This window comes from Kribbella sp. VKM Ac-2571 (assembly GCF_004362255.1).
Lineage (GTDB): Bacteria > Actinomycetota > Actinomycetes > Propionibacteriales > Kribbellaceae > Kribbella > Kribbella pratensis.
Window position 1 is genome coordinate 142,632 of the sequence record NZ_SNWS01000012.1, and the last position, 15,318, is coordinate 157,949.

Annotated in this window: 12 protein-coding genes; 6 read left to right on the forward strand and 6 right to left on the reverse strand. The window is 67.2% G+C overall.

Going from position 1 to position 15,318, the window contains the following annotated elements; translation table 11 throughout:
* Positions 1–48: 48 nt before the first annotated feature.
* Genes EV651_RS25640 through EV651_RS25650 form a run of 3 tightly spaced genes read left to right on the forward strand, consistent with a single transcriptional unit; the run spans position 49 to position 2,366 of the window.
* Positions 49–909 (forward strand): fumarylacetoacetate hydrolase family protein, encoded by an 861-nt coding sequence (locus tag EV651_RS25640; RefSeq protein ID WP_133787796.1) that lies wholly within the window; start codon positions 49–51, stop codon positions 907–909.
* Positions 906–1,661 carry an SDR family NAD(P)-dependent oxidoreductase gene (locus tag EV651_RS25645; RefSeq protein ID WP_133787797.1) on the forward strand — a complete coding sequence of 252 codons (756 nt, stop codon included), beginning with the start codon at positions 906–908 and terminating at the stop codon, positions 1,659–1,661. The genes EV651_RS25640 and EV651_RS25645 overlap by 4 nt, the downstream gene beginning before the upstream one ends.
* A gap of 12 nt (positions 1,662–1,673) precedes the next feature.
* Positions 1,674–2,366 (forward strand): FadR/GntR family transcriptional regulator, encoded by a 693-nt coding sequence (locus tag EV651_RS25650; RefSeq protein ID WP_133787798.1) that lies wholly within the window; start codon positions 1,674–1,676, stop codon positions 2,364–2,366.
* Here EV651_RS25650 and EV651_RS25655 read toward each other — a convergent pair.
* The 6 genes from EV651_RS25655 to EV651_RS25680 are packed head-to-tail and all read right to left on the reverse strand — an operon-like array spanning position 2,353 to position 11,088.
* Complete coding sequence (locus EV651_RS25655) at positions 2,353–3,510, reverse strand: mandelate racemase/muconate lactonizing enzyme family protein (protein WP_133787799.1); 1,158 nt, start codon at positions 3,508–3,510, stop codon at positions 2,353–2,355. The genes EV651_RS25650 and EV651_RS25655 overlap by 14 nt on opposite strands.
* A 5-nt stretch (positions 3,511–3,515) precedes the next feature.
* The gene (locus EV651_RS25660; RefSeq protein ID WP_133787800.1) at positions 3,516–4,955 is read right to left on the reverse strand and encodes an alpha-L-fucosidase; all 1,440 of its coding nucleotides are present in this window, start codon (positions 4,953–4,955) and stop codon (positions 3,516–3,518) included.
* A gap of 60 nt (positions 4,956–5,015) precedes the next feature.
* Complete coding sequence (locus tag EV651_RS25665) at positions 5,016–6,710, reverse strand: extracellular solute-binding protein (protein ID WP_133787801.1); 1,695 nt, start codon at positions 6,708–6,710, stop codon at positions 5,016–5,018.
* Between the two features lie 55 nt (positions 6,711–6,765).
* Positions 6,766–7,716, reverse strand: a complete 951-nt coding sequence (locus EV651_RS25670; protein WP_133787802.1) for a carbohydrate ABC transporter permease — start codon at positions 7,714–7,716, stop codon at positions 6,766–6,768.
* The gene (locus EV651_RS25675) at positions 7,713–8,705 is read right to left on the reverse strand and encodes a sugar ABC transporter permease (RefSeq protein WP_133787803.1); all 993 of its coding nucleotides are present in this window, start codon (positions 8,703–8,705) and stop codon (positions 7,713–7,715) included. The genes EV651_RS25670 and EV651_RS25675 overlap by 4 nt, the downstream gene beginning before the upstream one ends.
* 25 nt (positions 8,706–8,730) lie before the next feature.
* Positions 8,731–11,088, reverse strand: coding sequence for a glycoside hydrolase N-terminal domain-containing protein (locus EV651_RS25680; RefSeq protein ID WP_238157187.1), 2,358 nt, complete (start codon positions 11,086–11,088; stop codon positions 8,731–8,733).
* A 147-nt stretch (positions 11,089–11,235) separates the two neighbouring features.
* Between EV651_RS25680 and EV651_RS25685 the strand changes: the two genes are divergently transcribed.
* The 3 genes from EV651_RS25685 to EV651_RS25695 are packed head-to-tail and all read left to right on the forward strand — an operon-like array spanning position 11,236 to position 15,317.
* Positions 11,236–12,552, forward strand: a complete 1,317-nt coding sequence (locus EV651_RS25685) for an L-fuconate dehydratase (protein WP_133787805.1) — start codon at positions 11,236–11,238, stop codon at positions 12,550–12,552.
* A complete protein-coding gene (locus EV651_RS25690; RefSeq protein WP_133787806.1) occupies positions 12,549–13,289 on the forward strand; it encodes a FadR/GntR family transcriptional regulator in 741 nt (246 codons plus the stop codon). Before EV651_RS25685 ends, EV651_RS25690 begins: the two co-directional genes overlap by 4 nt.
* Positions 13,290–13,295: 6 nt before the next feature.
* The gene (locus EV651_RS25695) at positions 13,296–15,317 is read left to right on the forward strand and encodes a glycoside hydrolase family 36 protein (RefSeq protein ID WP_133787807.1); all 2,022 of its coding nucleotides are present in this window, start codon (positions 13,296–13,298) and stop codon (positions 15,315–15,317) included.
* Position 15,318: the final 1 nt, after the last annotated feature.

Below are 15,318 nucleotides of genomic sequence, written 5' to 3' on the forward strand. Positions count from 1 at the left end.
CCACAAGCCACTCAGACGCGGTGAAAGATACGATCTGGAGGTAGTGCGATGAAGTTCGCCCGCTTGGGTCCTGTCGGTGCGGAAGCGCCGGTCGTCGTCACCGAGGACGGTGTCCGCAGCCTCGCCGGACTCACCGCGGATCTCGACGCCGGGTTCTGGGAGTCCGACGGTCCGGCCCGCGTCGCGGCCGCACTGGCCGCCGATGAACTGCCGCTCGTCGAGAACTCCGACGACCTGCGGATCGGTGCACCGATCGCCCGCCCGGGCGCCATCGTCTGCATCGGCATGAACTACGCCGCGCACGCCGCCGAGTCGGGCGCCGAGCCGCCGACGTCGCCGGTCATCTTCTTCAAGGCGCCGAACACGCTGGCCGGCCCGAACGACCCCGTCACGATCCCCAAGGGCAGCACGAAAACGGACTGGGAGGTCGAGCTCGGAGTGGTGATCGGCAAGCGCGCGTCGTACCTCGACTCCCCCGCGGACAGCCTGGAGCACGTGGCCGGTTTCGTGGTGGCCAACGATCTGTCCGAGCGTGCCTTCCAGATCGAGCAGTCCGGCGGCCAGTGGAGCAAGGGCAAGATCGCGGCCGGCTTCAGCCCGATCGGTCCCTGGCTGGTCACCCCCGACGAGATCGAACACCAGAAGCTCACTCTGCGCAGCTTCGTCAACGGCGAGCCGCGGCAGGACTCCAGCACCGCCGACCAGATCTTCGACGTCGCGACAGTCATCCACCACCTGAGCCAGTACATGGTGCTCGACCCGGGCGATCTGATCATGACAGGAACGCCGGAGGGCGTGGCGCTGTCGGGCCGGTTCCCGTACCTGCGGCCCGGCGACGTCGTCGAGGTCGAGATCGACGGTCTGGGCCGGCAGCGTCAGGAGTACGTCGCGTTCGAGGCCGCCGAATGAGCCTCGAGTTCGACGGCCTGGTCGCGATCGTCACCGGAGGCGGGTCGGGTATCGGCGCGGCCGTCGCCCGCGAACTCACCGCACGGGGTGCACGCGTCGCGGCATTCGACCTCGAACCCGCCGGTGTCCCGCAGGGCGTGCTCGGTATCAAGGCCGACGTGACGGATGACGCGAGCGTGCGTACGGCGGTTCAGCAGGTCGCCGACACGTTCGGGCGGATCGACGTGGTGGTCAACAACGCGGGCATCGGCGCACAGGGCACGATCGAGGACAACCCGGACGACCAGTGGCACCGGGTCTTCGACGTCAACGTGATGGGCGCGGTCCGGGTCAGCCGGGCCGCTCTCGCGTACCTGCGTCAGTCTCCGGCCGCAGCGATCGTCAACGTCGCCTCGGTCGCCGCGACCACCGGCATCCCCCAGCGAGCGCTCTACTCCACCACGAAAGGCGCGGTGCAGTCGCTGACGCTGGCGATGGCCGCCGACCATCTCCGCGAAGGTATCCGGGTCAACTGCGTCAATCCCGGTACGGCGGCAACTCCCTGGGTGCAGCGCCTCCTCGACGCGGCGCCCGATCCCGTCGCCGAGCGGGCCGCCCTCGACGCGCGTCAGCCGCACGGGCGACTGGTCTCCGCCGAGGAGGTCGCGCTCGCCGTCGTCTACCTGGCCGGACCTTCCTCCGGCTCGACGGCGGGTACGGCGCTCGCAGTCGACGGCGGCATGGCTACGCTGCGCCTACGCCCGAAGGACTGAGAAGGGAGCCGGATGGCGCTGACCGATGTCGCGATCGAGAAGATCAAGACGATGATTCTCGACGGCCGCCTCAAGCCGGGCGACAAACTGCCCCGCGAGGCGGATCTCGCCGACCAGCTCGGCATCTCGCGGAGCCCGCTGCGCGAGGCGGTCAGTGTGCTGTCGATGCTGCGGATCCTCGACGTACGCCGGGGTGACGGCACCTATGTCACGAGCCTGACGCCGGACCTCCTCCTCGAGACGATGAGCTTCATCATCGACTTCCATCAGGACTCCGGCATCCTCGACCTGTTCGAGGTACGCCGTGCTCTCGAGCCGATGGCCGCCGAGAAGGCCGCGCTCCTGATGAGCGCCGACGACGTGGCCGCACTGCTCGCGCTGACCGAGGCCGTGGACATCGACAGCCCGGTCGGCGACATGGTGGCGAACGACCTGGAGTTCCACCACCGCATCGCCACGGCAGCAGGCAATCCGGTGTTGTGCTCGCTGGTCGACAGCGTCGCCGGACGCACCCACCAAGCCCGGACCTGGCGAGCGGTCACCCAGGAGGACGCCTTCGAGCAGACGAAGCGCGAGCACCGCGCCATCGCCCTCGCGATCGGCGACCGCCAGCCCAGCGTCGCCGCCGCGCTGTCGCTGTCGCACGTCGCCGGCATCGAGAACTGGATCCGCCGCAACCTGACCCCGGCCCCTACGACCGCGTGATCCGAGGCTTGCTCACCAAACGGCGGCCGGCGCGATCCGGGCGGACGTGCGGTCCCGTGTCGTCGTCCCAGCTCCCCGCCTCACCGAGCCGCGCGACGGCGCCCTCGTCCAGGGTGTAGCCGAGTCCGGGTGACTCGCCGAGCACGAGATGACCGTCGGCGACCTCCTGATCCGCGCTGATCCCGATCGGCATCCCGAGATCCTGGATCTCGATCGACAGATGGTTCGGTACAACGGCAGCCGCGTGACCGAGCGGATTGCCGTCGTACCCCACCGGACTGATCGGCAGGTCGAACGCGTGCGCCAGCGCGGAGACCCGGAGGAAGTGCGTGATCCCCCAGACGCTGCCGGTCTGGACGATATCCACGGCGTTGGCCGCCAGCAGCGGGCGGAACTGTTCGAGTCCCGTGAGGTTCTCACCGGTCGCCACCGCGGCCTGCACCGAACGCGTGACCATCCCGAGCCCGTCGACGTCCCAGCGCCGTACCGGCTCCTCGACCCAGGCCAGGTCGACATGCTCCTCGATCCGCCGGATGTGCCGGACCGCCTCTTTGCGCGACCAGGTCTCGTTCGCGTCGAGCATCAGCGCGGGCGCCTGCCCGGTTTCGTCCCGGTACAGCTCGCTCAGCACGTCGAGCCGACGCAGGTCCGCGGCCACGTCGAGCCCGCCCTTGAGCTTCGCCGCCTGCAAACCACGCTCCGCGAACTGCTTGTGCAGCCTGATCAGTTCGTCGTCGGCCAGCGGTCCGTCGAGGCCGGAGGCGTACGCCGGTACGACGTGATCGCGGGCGCCGAGGAGCCGCCACAACGGCTGCTCGACCGCCTTCGCCTTCAGGTCCCACAGCGCCATGTCGAGCGCCCCGATGGCACCGAAGACGGAACCCGCGTGCCCGCGCTTGAACACCCGCGCGAGCATCCGGTCGTAGAGCGCGACGACCGCGCGCGGGTCCTGGCCGTCCAGAGCGGGAAAGAGCGTGTCGATGTCCTCTTGCGAGCCGAGACCGATCCCTTCGAGACCGACATCGGTGGTCAGTACGACGATCGGCACCGACGTCTTACCCGACCCGACCGCCCCATTGGCGTCACCGATCGGCCTGCCCCAGTCGTGCACCGTGGTGAGCGTGCGATATCCCGCGATACGCATCTGGGTCACTCGGCGTGTACGTCGACGGCGAGGCAATGGGCGACGTCGACCGGACGTGTTTCAGGGAGCCGGACGACCAGGATGCCGTGGGCCTGCTCGAAGGGGACGGGGCCGTGGCCGAGCAGGCGGACCGCGGCGACGGACTCGTGCCCTGCGAAGCTGCGGATCACCGCGCGGCCGTCGGCCGGCCACGCCATTTGGAACGCGTAGACGGTGTTGTCCCGGCGGGTGAAGCGGAAATCCGAGCTCGTCCAGTTCACGCGGTCTTCGGTGAACCCGTCGATGACCACGCTCGCCGGCCCCTCGCCGAACACCCGGAACGGTCTGGTGCCGTAGATGCCTTCGCCACAGATCTGCGTCCAGGAACCGAGGTCGTCGAGCAGTTGCGAACACTCCAGGTCGACAGTGCCGTCGGGCAGTTGCGGCACGTTCAGCAGGAGGTTGCCGTTCTTCGACACGATGTCGACCAGCATTTCGATCACGTGGCCGGCGGTCTTGTACACGTCGCGGATGTTGTAGAACCAGTCACCGACCGAGGTGTCGGTCTGCCACGGCAACGGATGGATGGCCGCGGTCTGACTCCGCTCGATGTCCATCACGCCGACGGCGCTGATCTCGGGCCGGCGATCCTTCTGCTGGTAGACGGCGCGGTTCGTCCCATGGAGTCGCGCGCTCGTGTTGTACAGCCGGGAGACCGCCTCGAGACCGGGCGTGTAACCGACCTCGCCGAACGGCAGCGGCCCGTCGGAGTACAGCAGGTCGGGCTGGTAGCGGTCGATCATCTCGGTCACCGCGTCGAGCCAGTAGCGATGCCACCGCGGATCGTCGCAGTACCACGGATCCGGGACCTCGACGTCGGACAGGTACCGGCTGTTGTCGAGGTAGAAATCGCGGTTGGCCGGATCCGCTCCGTCGTACGGAACCCCCGCGAACGGACCGTGCTTGTCGCTGCCCTTGTTGACCGCCATCCAGCTGAAGGCGGCGCCGAGGTGCTCGGTGATCCCGAACGGGATTCCGCGCTCGTCGGCGGCCGCCTTCCACAGTCCGACGATGTCCTTGCCCGGCCCGACCTTGACGGAGTTCCAGTGATTCAGACCGGACTCGTAGTTGAAGAAGTTGTCATGGTGCACCGCCTGCGCGACGAAGTACCGCGCGCCGGCCGCGACGAACCGCTCCATCAAGCCGTCCGGATCGAACCGCTCCGCCTTCCACTGCCGTACGACGTCCTTGTAGCCGACCGTCGACGGGTGCCCGTAGGTGCGGAGATGGTAGCGGTACTGATCGGTGTCCTGGCGATACATGTGCCGCGCGTACCAGTCGCCGTACCGCGGCACCGACTGCGGCCCCCAGTGCGACCAGATGCCGAACTTCGCGTCCCGGAACCAGTCCGGGCACTCGAACGTGGTCAGGGATTCGAACGACGGCTCGAAGGGGCCGACAGTCACGGTTGACTCCTCATCAACGATGGGGACCGGCCGGCGTTCCGGCCGGTCCCGGTGGATGGGCTACTTGTTGGGGACCTTGTCGTACGCCGTTTGCTGGATCTCCAGGTACCGCTTCAGGCCGAGGCCGTCGAGCCCCTTGACGTAGCTGTCCCAGTCGGTGTCGATGTTCTTCGAACCGGTGACGAACTGCAGGGAGTTCTGCTGGATGTAGTTCTCCAGGTTGGTCTGCAGAGTCGCGACCTCGGTGGCGAGCGACGGGTCGATCCACACCTTCCAGAACGGGTAGATCTGCGCCTTGTCCTCGTGGCCGGCGTACTGCTTGGTGGCCTCGAACAGCTTGCGTTCGTACCCCGCCTGCGAGTGGATGTCGGTGTCGATGACCTCGGAGTTGCGGTACTTCGCGGTGTTGTTGTACTGCGCCAGCGGACCCCAGCCGCTGTTCCGCGGTTTCGATCCGGGCTTCAGGGGAATCTGCTTGAAGCTCGGCTTCAGCGACTTGTCGAGCGCCACATCGCCGGGACCGGGCTTGGTCCAGGCCTTGCCCTCCATACCGAACTGTCCGTTGTTCTGTCCCTCGTCGGTGAAGATGTAGTCGAGCATCTTGATCGCCTGGATCTGCTTCTCCGGTGTGGCCTTCGACGTCAGTACGAACGTGGCGCCGGGAATACTCGGGAAGACGTAGCTGGCGTAGTTCGCGCCACTCGGACCGGTCAGCGGCGGTACCGCGTCGTACTGCTTGTCCCGCCCGTCCGCCGAACCGATCGTGACGAAGATGCCGGAGTGCATGACGGTGCCCGCGCCGAGGATGACCGAGCCGCCGTGGTTGCCCTGCTGCTGCATCGCGTCCGGGTTCTGCGTGAAGGCGCCTTTGTCGATCAGGCCTTCCTTGTAGAGCGAGTTGATGTACTTCAGGCCTTCGCGCCAGCCGTCCTTGTTCGCCTGGACGTCGACCTTGCCGTTGTTGAGAACCAGCGTGGTGTTGTTGCCGCCGCTGTTGTTCTGCCCCTGCGGGTCGTAGATGAAGGCGTCCATGAGGTACGGGATGAGGTTGTCGCGGACGTTCGCGCTGAGCGGGATCTCGTCGGCCTTGCCGTTGCCGTTCGGGTCCTGGGTCTTGAACGCCTGGAGCACCTTCCGCAGGTCCTCGGTGGTCTTCGGCTGCTCGAGGCCCAGCTTCTTCAGCCACGCCGAGTTCATCCACAGCTTGTCCGGGTACGAACAGTGGAAGCAGTCGACCCACTGCGGCATCCCGTAGATCTTGCCGTCCGGCGCGGTCGCCATCGCCTTCCACTCGGGCGTGGAGTCCAGCGCCTTCTTGATGTTCGGCGCGTACTGGTCGATCAGCTGGTTCAGCGGTACGACGACACCCTGGCTGCCGAGCTTGAGCAGTTCCGCCGGGGTGAACTGGTCGACCCACGGGATCAGCAGGTACAGATCGGGGTAGTCGCCGCTGGCCAGCGAGATCTGCCGCTTCTCCTTCGACGGACCGCCGTCGAACGTCGTGGTCTGCCACTTGATGGTGAGGTTGAACTTCTGCTTCATCAGCTTGGTGAAGTCGTTCGTTGCGAGGTTCGTGTCGGCCGACTGCGGCGCGAAGACGTTCAGCGTGACGTCGGGATTTCCGGTGATCGTCGGCAACGGCTTGTTCGCCGAGTCGTTGTCCGACTTGCTGCCGGAGCAGGCCACCAGGGCGACTGCCAGGAGGCTGGTGCCGACGATCGCGGCACGCCTCCGCGTACTGAGTTTTACAGACATTACGTCCCTCACAGGGTTGGGGTGATACGGAGGTGGTACCGAGTCACAGGTGGGATCAGCCCTTGACGGCGCCGATCAGGATTCCCTTGGTGAAGTAGCGGGCGACGAACGGGTAGATGAGCAGCACCGGCACACTCGCCACCACGATCAGCGAGTACTTGAGCAGATCGGCGAGCTCCTGGCGCTGGATCACGATGGAGGCGTCGACCGCCCCGCCGCCGGTGGTGTTCAGGATCAGGATGTTGCGCAGCACGAGCTGCAGCGGGAACAGGTCCGGGTTCTTAAGGTAGATCAGGGCGTCGAAGTACGAGTTCCACTGCATGATCGCGTACATCAGGGCGACGACCGCAATCATTGGCTTCGCCAACGGGATCACCACCGACCAGAGGAACCTGAGGTCGCCGCAGCCGTCGAGCTGGGAGGCCTCGACCAGCTCGTCGGGGATCGCCGTACGGAAGTAGGTGCGGGCGATGATGACCTGCCAGACACCGATCGCCTGCGGGATGATCAGCGCCCACCGGGTGTCCAGCAGGCCGACCGACTGCACCACCAGATACGTCGGGATGAGCCCGCCGGTGAACAGCATCGTGAACAGGATCAGCGTCATCACGACGTTGCGGCCGACGAGCGTACGCCGCGAGAGCGGGTACGCGATCGCGATCGTCATGGTGACGCTGACGATCGTGCCGACCACCGTGTAGAACAACGAGTTCAGGTATCCCTGGACGATCTGCGGATTCTCGAACACCGCGTGGTACCCGCGCAGCGAGAACTCCACCGGCCAGAACAGCACCCGTCCCGACGACACCGCCGCGGGACTGCTGAAAGAACTGGCCACGACGTAGAGCAGCGGCAGCAGCACCACAAGGAAGAACACCGCCAGCAGCAGGTACACGCAGAACAAGAAGATGCGGTCCGTGCGCGGCTCGCGGATCCGGCGTGCGCGCGCCGCACGACGCTCGACGCGCTTGCTCGGCACCGCTCTGACTTCAGTCTCGATGCTCATGACCACAATCCGTTCCCGGTGATCCGTTTGGCGATCGTGTTGACCATCAGCAGCAGGACCAGGTTGATCACCGAGTTGAACAGCCCCACCGCGGTCGCCCCGCTGAAGTCGGCGTTCAGCAGACCGGTCTTGTAGACATAGGTGGCGATGATCTCCGACTGGCTCAGGTTGAGCGGGTTCTGCAGGAGGAACGCCTTCTCGAAGCCGATCGCCATGATGTTGCCGACGGCAAGAACGAGGATGATCACCGCGGTCGGCATGATGCCCGGCAGGTCCACGTTGCGGATCCGCTGCAACCGGCTGGCGCCGTCGATCTTGGCCGACTCGTGCAGCGCCGGGTCGATCCCGGACAGCGCGGCCAGGTAGATCACCGCGGAGTACCCGGTGGTCTGCCAGACATCCGACCACACGTAGATGTGGCGGAAGTAGTCGGGGTTCCCGAGGAAGTCCACGGACGGTACGCCGAAGAACCCGATCGCGTCGTTGACGAGGCCGAGCCGCGGTGACAACACCAGGATCGTCATCGACACGACCACCACCGTCGAGATGAAGTACGGCGCGTACGTCACCAGCTGAACGGTCCGCTTGAACAGGCCGGTGCGGATCTCGTTCAGCGCCAGGGCGAGGATGATCGCGATCGGGAAGCTGGCCGCGACGGTGTAGACCGAGAGCAGGAAGGTGTTCTTCACCAGGGTCCAGAACACCGGGTTGTGGAAGAACAGTTCGAAGTTCTGCCAACCCACCCAGGGACTTCCCCAGATGCCCTTGGTCACGTTGAAACTCTTGAACGCCAGGACCGCGTTCGACATCGGGATGTACTTGAAGACGGCGAACCAGATCAGCGGCACGACCATCAGCAGGTACATCGTCCAGTGCCGCTGAAGGCTGCGCCGGAACCCCTTGATTCCAGGGCGCTCCCGTCGGCGCCGTCTCTTCGGCGGGTTCGGCAGCTCGCCCGCGGGCGGCCGGACAGTTGTCAGCGTTGCCATAGAACCTCCTCGTCCAGGCCGGGGATCATGTCGAGCTCACCCGGTGACCGATTCCGGCGGTCAATCGAACCGGCACTCGTACGTCGCCCAGCCGGACGACCCGCTCCTGGTCCCGGTCCGCGGTCAGGACTGCCTCGACGCCGTGCGGCGTCCACGCGATGTCGACGACGACTCCGCCGCGGGCTCTGAGGCCGGTCACCCGGCCGCTGCTCCACGCGGACGGAAGGGCAGGCAACAACTCGATGTCACCGGTGTGGCTCTGCAGGAGCATCTCGGCGATCCCCGCCGTCGCACCGAAGTTGCCGTCGATCTGGAACGGCGGGTGCGCACAGAACAGGTTCGGATAGACCCCTGCGCCGCTTCCGGGACGTCCGCCGGCGGTGTCGTCCGCCGGCCGGAGGAACGCCCGGACCAGCCGGTGCGCGGCCGCCGCGTCCCGCAGCCGCGCGCGCAGGCAGATCTTCCAGGCGAGCGACCATCCGGTCGCCTCGTCGCCGCGCAGGTCCAAGGATCGCGCGGCCGCCGCGGCGAGGACCGGCGTACCGTCCGGCGTGATCGCGTCACCCGGATACAGGCCGATCAGATGGGACATGTGCCGGTGGTGCGGATCTTCCTCCGGCAGGTCGGCGGCCCACTCCTGCAGCTGTCCTTGCGCGCCGATGGATGGTTCGGGCAGGCGCTTGCGGGCCGTCGACAGCTCGTCGACGATCGGGTCCACGACGTCCAGCAGTCGAGCCGCCCGCTCCACCCGGTCGAACAGGTCCGAGATCAGGGCCAGGTCCATCGTCGACGACACGGTGACCGACGCGGGTTGCCCGTCGGCGGCGAGGTAGTCGTTCTCCGGCGACGTCGAAGGCGCCGTACCGAGGCTGCCGTCGGGCAGATCGACGAGCCAGTCGAGGCAGAACTCCGCCGCTCCGCGCAACGCCTGCCAGGACCGACCGAGGAACTCCAGATCGCCCGTGAACTCGTAGTGGTCCCACAGATGACGGACCAGCCAGGCACCTGCCATCGGCCAGTTCGACCATCGCGGATCGCCTTCGACCGGGAAGGTCCAGGCCCACGCGTCCGCGTTGTGATGCGCGGTCCAGCCTCCGCACCCGTAGCGCTCACGGGCGGTGCTGCGTCCCGCCAGGGCGAGGTGATCGATAAACCGGAGCAGTGGCTCGTGGCACTCGGACAGGTTCGCGGTCTCCGCGGGCCAGTAGTTCATCTCGGTGTTGATGTTCACCGTGAAGTTCGAGCTCCACGGCGGGCGCAGGATCTCGTTCCAGATCCCCTGCAGGTTCGTCGGAAGTCCGCCCGGCCGCGAGCTCGCGATCATCAGGTAGCGGCCGTAGTTGAAGACCAGCGCTGCCAACGCAGGATCGTCGACCCCGCTCGCCACCCGCTGATCGGTCGGCCGCCGGGCCTCCTCGGCAAGCCCGGTCAGCTCCAGCGACGAACGACGGAACAGTCGCCGGTGATCTCGCTGATGATCGGCCAGCAGTACGGCGTAGTCGCGGTCCAGCGCCGCTAGCACGGTCTGGTCGGCGACGGCCCAGCACTCCTCAGCGGTCCGGGTCGGAGCCGTCGACGGTCCGTCGTACCCCGTCGCGGTGGAGAGGACGAGGATGATCTCGGTCGCGGCGTCGACGACGAGTTCGGACGCGGTCGCCCGGAGCTCGCCGTCACTCGTGGCCCGGAGCGCGATCGCGGCGGCCATCCCGCGATCCGCGCCGTCGGAGTACCGAATGGGCTGCGGCACGTCTCGATGCGGTGGAGCGACATCGGCCGGCGCCTGGAGAAACAGTCCCAGTCCTCCCTGCACCGCTTGCGGTCGCGACTGCACTTTCGACGTCAACCGGCACGTGAGCGCCAACTGCGGTTTCGAAGCCGTCAAACGTAGGACGAGTACGCCGTCGGGCGCGCTGACGAACGCCTCCTGACGAACGCTCACCCCGCCGACCTCGTACCGCGTGATTGCCACCGCGGCGTCGAGATCGAGCGTCCGGCTGTACTGCGTGAGGTTGCCCGTGACCGGCGTGGAGCCGCCGACGCGGACGTCGAGCAGCAGATCACCGAGCGGGAGGTACGCCTGCGAGTAGCCGGAATGAAAACCGCCGGCCAGCTCGTGCGCGCGGCGGATGTCGCCCGCCCACAACGCTTCGCGCACCGCATCGACAGCGTCCGCTCCGGTCGCTCCGAGCGGAGTCGACAGCAGGCGCGCGGTCTCCGGGCCTCCCGACCACAGCGTCTCGTCGTTCAGCCCGATGCGATCGCTTCCGGTACCGCCGAAACACATCGCGCCGATCCGGCCGTTGCCGAGCGGCAACGCCTCCAGCCACGTCGCCGCCGGCCGGTCGTAGAACAGCGTGTGGACGCCGCTCCGGTCTGAGCTCACCAGGTCGCGCATCGCAGCCTTTCGTCGGGAAGACGAGGATTAATCCCATGAATTTCCGGGATCGTAGCGCCGACCCTCCGCGTGGTCCATACTGAACGCCATCAAAGATGGAGAAAAGTCCCATCTATTTGACCAGTGAGGGTCGCCATGCCACGCATCACCTCGGTGGAGGTCGTCGATGTCCGCTTCCCGACGTCGCTCACCCGCGACGGGTCGGACGCGATGAACAAGGACGGTGACTATTCGGCGGCGTACGTCGTCCTGCACACCGACGACCCGTCCTTGTCCGGGTACGGCTTCACGTTCACGATCGGGCGCGGCAACGATCTCTGCGTCGCCGCGGCGGTGCAGCGCGCCGAGCCGTTGGCAGGGCGTGACGTCGACGTACTCTGCGACGATCTCGGTGCGGTCTACCGGGAGCTCCAGTCGGACTCCCAGTTGCGATGGCTGGGACCGGACAAGGGTGTGATCCACCTTGCGCTGGCCGCGGTGATGAATGCTCTGTGGGACCTGGCCGCCCGCAGGGCCGGCGTACCGCTGTGGCGATTGCTGTCGGAGATGTCACCCGAAGAGCTCGTCCGGGCGGCCGACCTGAGGTACCTGAGCGACGTACTGACACCGGAGCAAGCCGTCGCACTACTCGCCCGGCAAGAAACGGGCCGGAAGCAACGGATCGAGGAGCTGGAAGCTTCCGGCTACCCCTGCTACACCACCTCGGCCGGCTGGCTCGGGTACTCCGACGCCAAGCTCCGCAGGCTCTGCGAGGAGGCCGTTGCCGCCGGCTACAAACACGTCAAGCTCAAGGTCGGCGCCAACCTCGAGGACGACATCCGGCGCTGCCGCATCGCCCGGGAGGTGCTCGGTCCGGAAGGAAACCTGATGATCGACGCGAACCAGGTCTGGGACGTGCCCGAGGCGATCGAGTGGGTGAAGGCGCTGGCCGAGTTCGAGCCGCTCTGGATCGAGGAGCCGACCAGTCCGGACGACATTCTCGGCCACGCGGCGATCCGCAAGGCAGTGGCTCCCATCGGGGTCGCCTCCGGAGAGCACGGCATGAACCGGGTGCTGTTCAAGCAGATGTTCCAGGCGGGTGCGCTCGACTTCTGCCAGCTCGACGCGGCCCGCCTCGGCAGCGTCAACGAAGTACTCGCGGTCTACCTGCTCGCTGCCTCGTTCGACGTGCCGGTCTGCCCGCACGCGGGCGGCGTGGGCCTGTGCGAACTCGTCCAGCACCTCGCGATCTTCGACTACGTGGCCGTCTCCGGCAGTCTCGATGGCCGCGTCACCGAGTACGTCGACCATCTGCACGAACACTTCGTGGATCCGTGCGTCGTCCGCAACGGTGCGTACGTGCTGCCGGCCGCGCCCGGCTACAGTGCCGAGATGCACAGGGAGTCGCTCGAGGCCTACAGATTTCCGGATGGCAGCTACTGGGCGTCCCGCGCCTCCGGAGAGCAACCATGAGCCCGGGAAAGCCGGCCGTGCAGACGCGGATCGCCGGTGCGTCACAGACGGACGTGGTGGTCCAGAGTATTCGCCAGATGATCATCGACGGCCGCCTCCGGCCAGGTGATCGGCTGCCGATCGAGCGCGACCTCGCTGCAGCGCTCGGCGTCTCCAGGAATCCGCTGCGCGAAGGCGTTCGGGCGCTGTCGATCATGGGTGTCCTCGAGACCCGGCAGGGCGACGGCACCTATGTCACCAAGCTCGATCCGTCCATGCTGCTGGCCCCGATGGGCTTCGTCGTGGACCTGCAGACCGGCGACGGAACGCATCATCTGCATGTCGTACGCCGGATCCTCGAGACGGAGGTCGCGGCGCTGGCTGCCCGCGACATCGCCGCCGACAAACTGGCCGCCGCGGAAGACCTGCTGCGGCGCAACGAGTCCGAGCTCGCGCTCCCGGACCCCGATCACGAGACCGTCATCGAGAACGACATCGCCTTCCACCGCGTCATCGCCGAGGCGGCCGGCAACCCGGTGCTGACCGCACTCATCGACGCCCTCGGCGGACGCACGATGCGGGACCGGCTGCGCCGATCGATCGCCGAGCCCGGCGCCGACGAGACCGCCCACCGCGAACACCTCTTGATCCTCGCCGCCCTGAGCAGCCACGACCCCGATCGCGCCCGGACCCGGATGGCGGCGCACCTGTTCACCGTCGAGGACTACCTCCTCGAACACCGCCCGACGACGAACTGAGACCCTGTGAACAACCTGCTGCACTGGAGTACGCCGGAACTGGCACTGACGTTCGCCTTGGACGAAGGTCCCGTCCGGCTGGTCGCTGTCCGCGAGGCCTCGCAGCCGAAGGGCGGCGAGCCTGATCCGAGCCAGCCCTTGGTGGAGGTCTCCGCCGTGGGGCACGGTCATTCCAGCAATCGCCACGCAGGCAGCGTCCTCGGGCGGCAGTTGCGGTACGTCCGGCACGACGAGACGCCGACTACGCTGCGCATCGTCCAGGAGGAGCCGGCCACGGGCCTTCGCGTCACCAGCGTGTTCGAAGCGCAAACCGGCGTACGCACCTGGACCGAGGCCTCGATCAGCGGACCTGGCTCTTTGGAGCTCACGTTCCTGTCGTCCCTCACGGTCGGTCTCGAGTCGATCGACGCCGAGCTGTACTCGGCCGCGAACAGCTGGATGGCGGAGAGCAGGTGGTCGAAGCGCGCGGTCCGCGACGTGCTGGCCGACATCGTCCGCGATCCGCACCACCACGTCGCCAAGAGCCGGTACGCGGTGACCAGCACGAACTCGTGGTCGTCAGGAGAAGCGCTGCCGATTGGCGTTCTGGTCGACCGAAATACGCCGTACGCGCTCGGTTGGCAGATCGAGCACAACGGGCCATGGCACTACGAGCTCGGCGAGACCGAGCGCGGTGGCTACCTGCTACTGAGCGGACCGACCGATCACGAACACCAGTGGAGCGTCGAGGTCACTGCCGGCAAGCCGTTCACGACGGTGCCGGTGTCGCTCGTCGCCGGGACCGACGTCGGCAGTGTGTTCGCGGCGCTCACGCGTCAGCGCCGCGCGATCCGGAACCGGCGCCCGATCGACGACCGGATGCCAGTGATCTTCAACGACTACATGAACACGTTGCTGGGCGACCCGACGACCGAGAAGCTGCTGCCGCTGATCGACGCCGCCGCCGAGGTCGGGGCGGACTACTTCTGCATCGACGCCGGCTGGTACGCCGAAGGCGACTGGTGGAACACCGTCGGCGCCTGGCAGCCCTCGACCAGCCGTTTCCCGAACGGCCTCGGCGAGGTGATCGACCGGATCCGTCAGCGCGGCATGGTCCCCGGCCTCTGGCTCGAGCCCGAGGTGATCGGCGTCCACTCACCGATCGCCGGCGAACTCCCCGACGACGCGTTCCTCACCCGCCACGGCCGGCGCATCGCCGAGAACGGCCGCTACCTGCTCGACCTGCGGAGCCCGGCCGCCCGCAAGCATCTCGACACCACCGTCGACCGGCTCGTCGCCGAGTTCGGCGTCGGCTTCTTCAAGTTCGACAACAACACGATGACCGGACCCGGCACGGACAAGGGCGGCACGTCGCTCGGCCACGGCCTGCTCGAACACAACAGAGCGCTGCTCGAGTGGCTCGACGGTCTGCACGAACGCCATCCGGATCTGCTCATCGAGAACTGCGCCTCCGGCGCGATGCGGATGGACTACGCGATGCTGTCCCGCCTGCACCTGCAGTCGACCTCGGACCAGGAACATCCGTTGCTCTACGCACCGATCTCCGCCGCCGCGCCTGCCGCCGTACTCCCGGAGCAGGCCGGCAACTGGGCGTACCCGATCACGGGCACCACCCGCGAGGAGTTCACCCTCGCACTCGTCAACGGCATCCCCGGCCGGCTCTACCTCTCGGGTCACCTCAACCGGATGACGCCGGCCGAGCTGGACCTCGTCCGGTCCGCGCTCACCGCCCATCGCGCCGTACTCGATGATCTGGACACGCTCGTGCCCGCCTGGCCGCTGGGGCTGCCGGTGTGGACCGACGAGTGGATCGCACTCGCACTCAACGGTCCCGAGGTCTCCTACCTCACCCTCTGGCACCGCGCCCCCGGTCCGTCCACGATCACCCTCCCGCTACCGCGCTCGACGATCACGCCGCACTTCCCCACCGACCTCGGCGACTGGACCTACGCCTGGACCGACGACGCGCTGGTCATCACCGCCAACTCCCCCGAACCCACAGCCCGAGTCCTCCGCCTGGAAAGTTGAC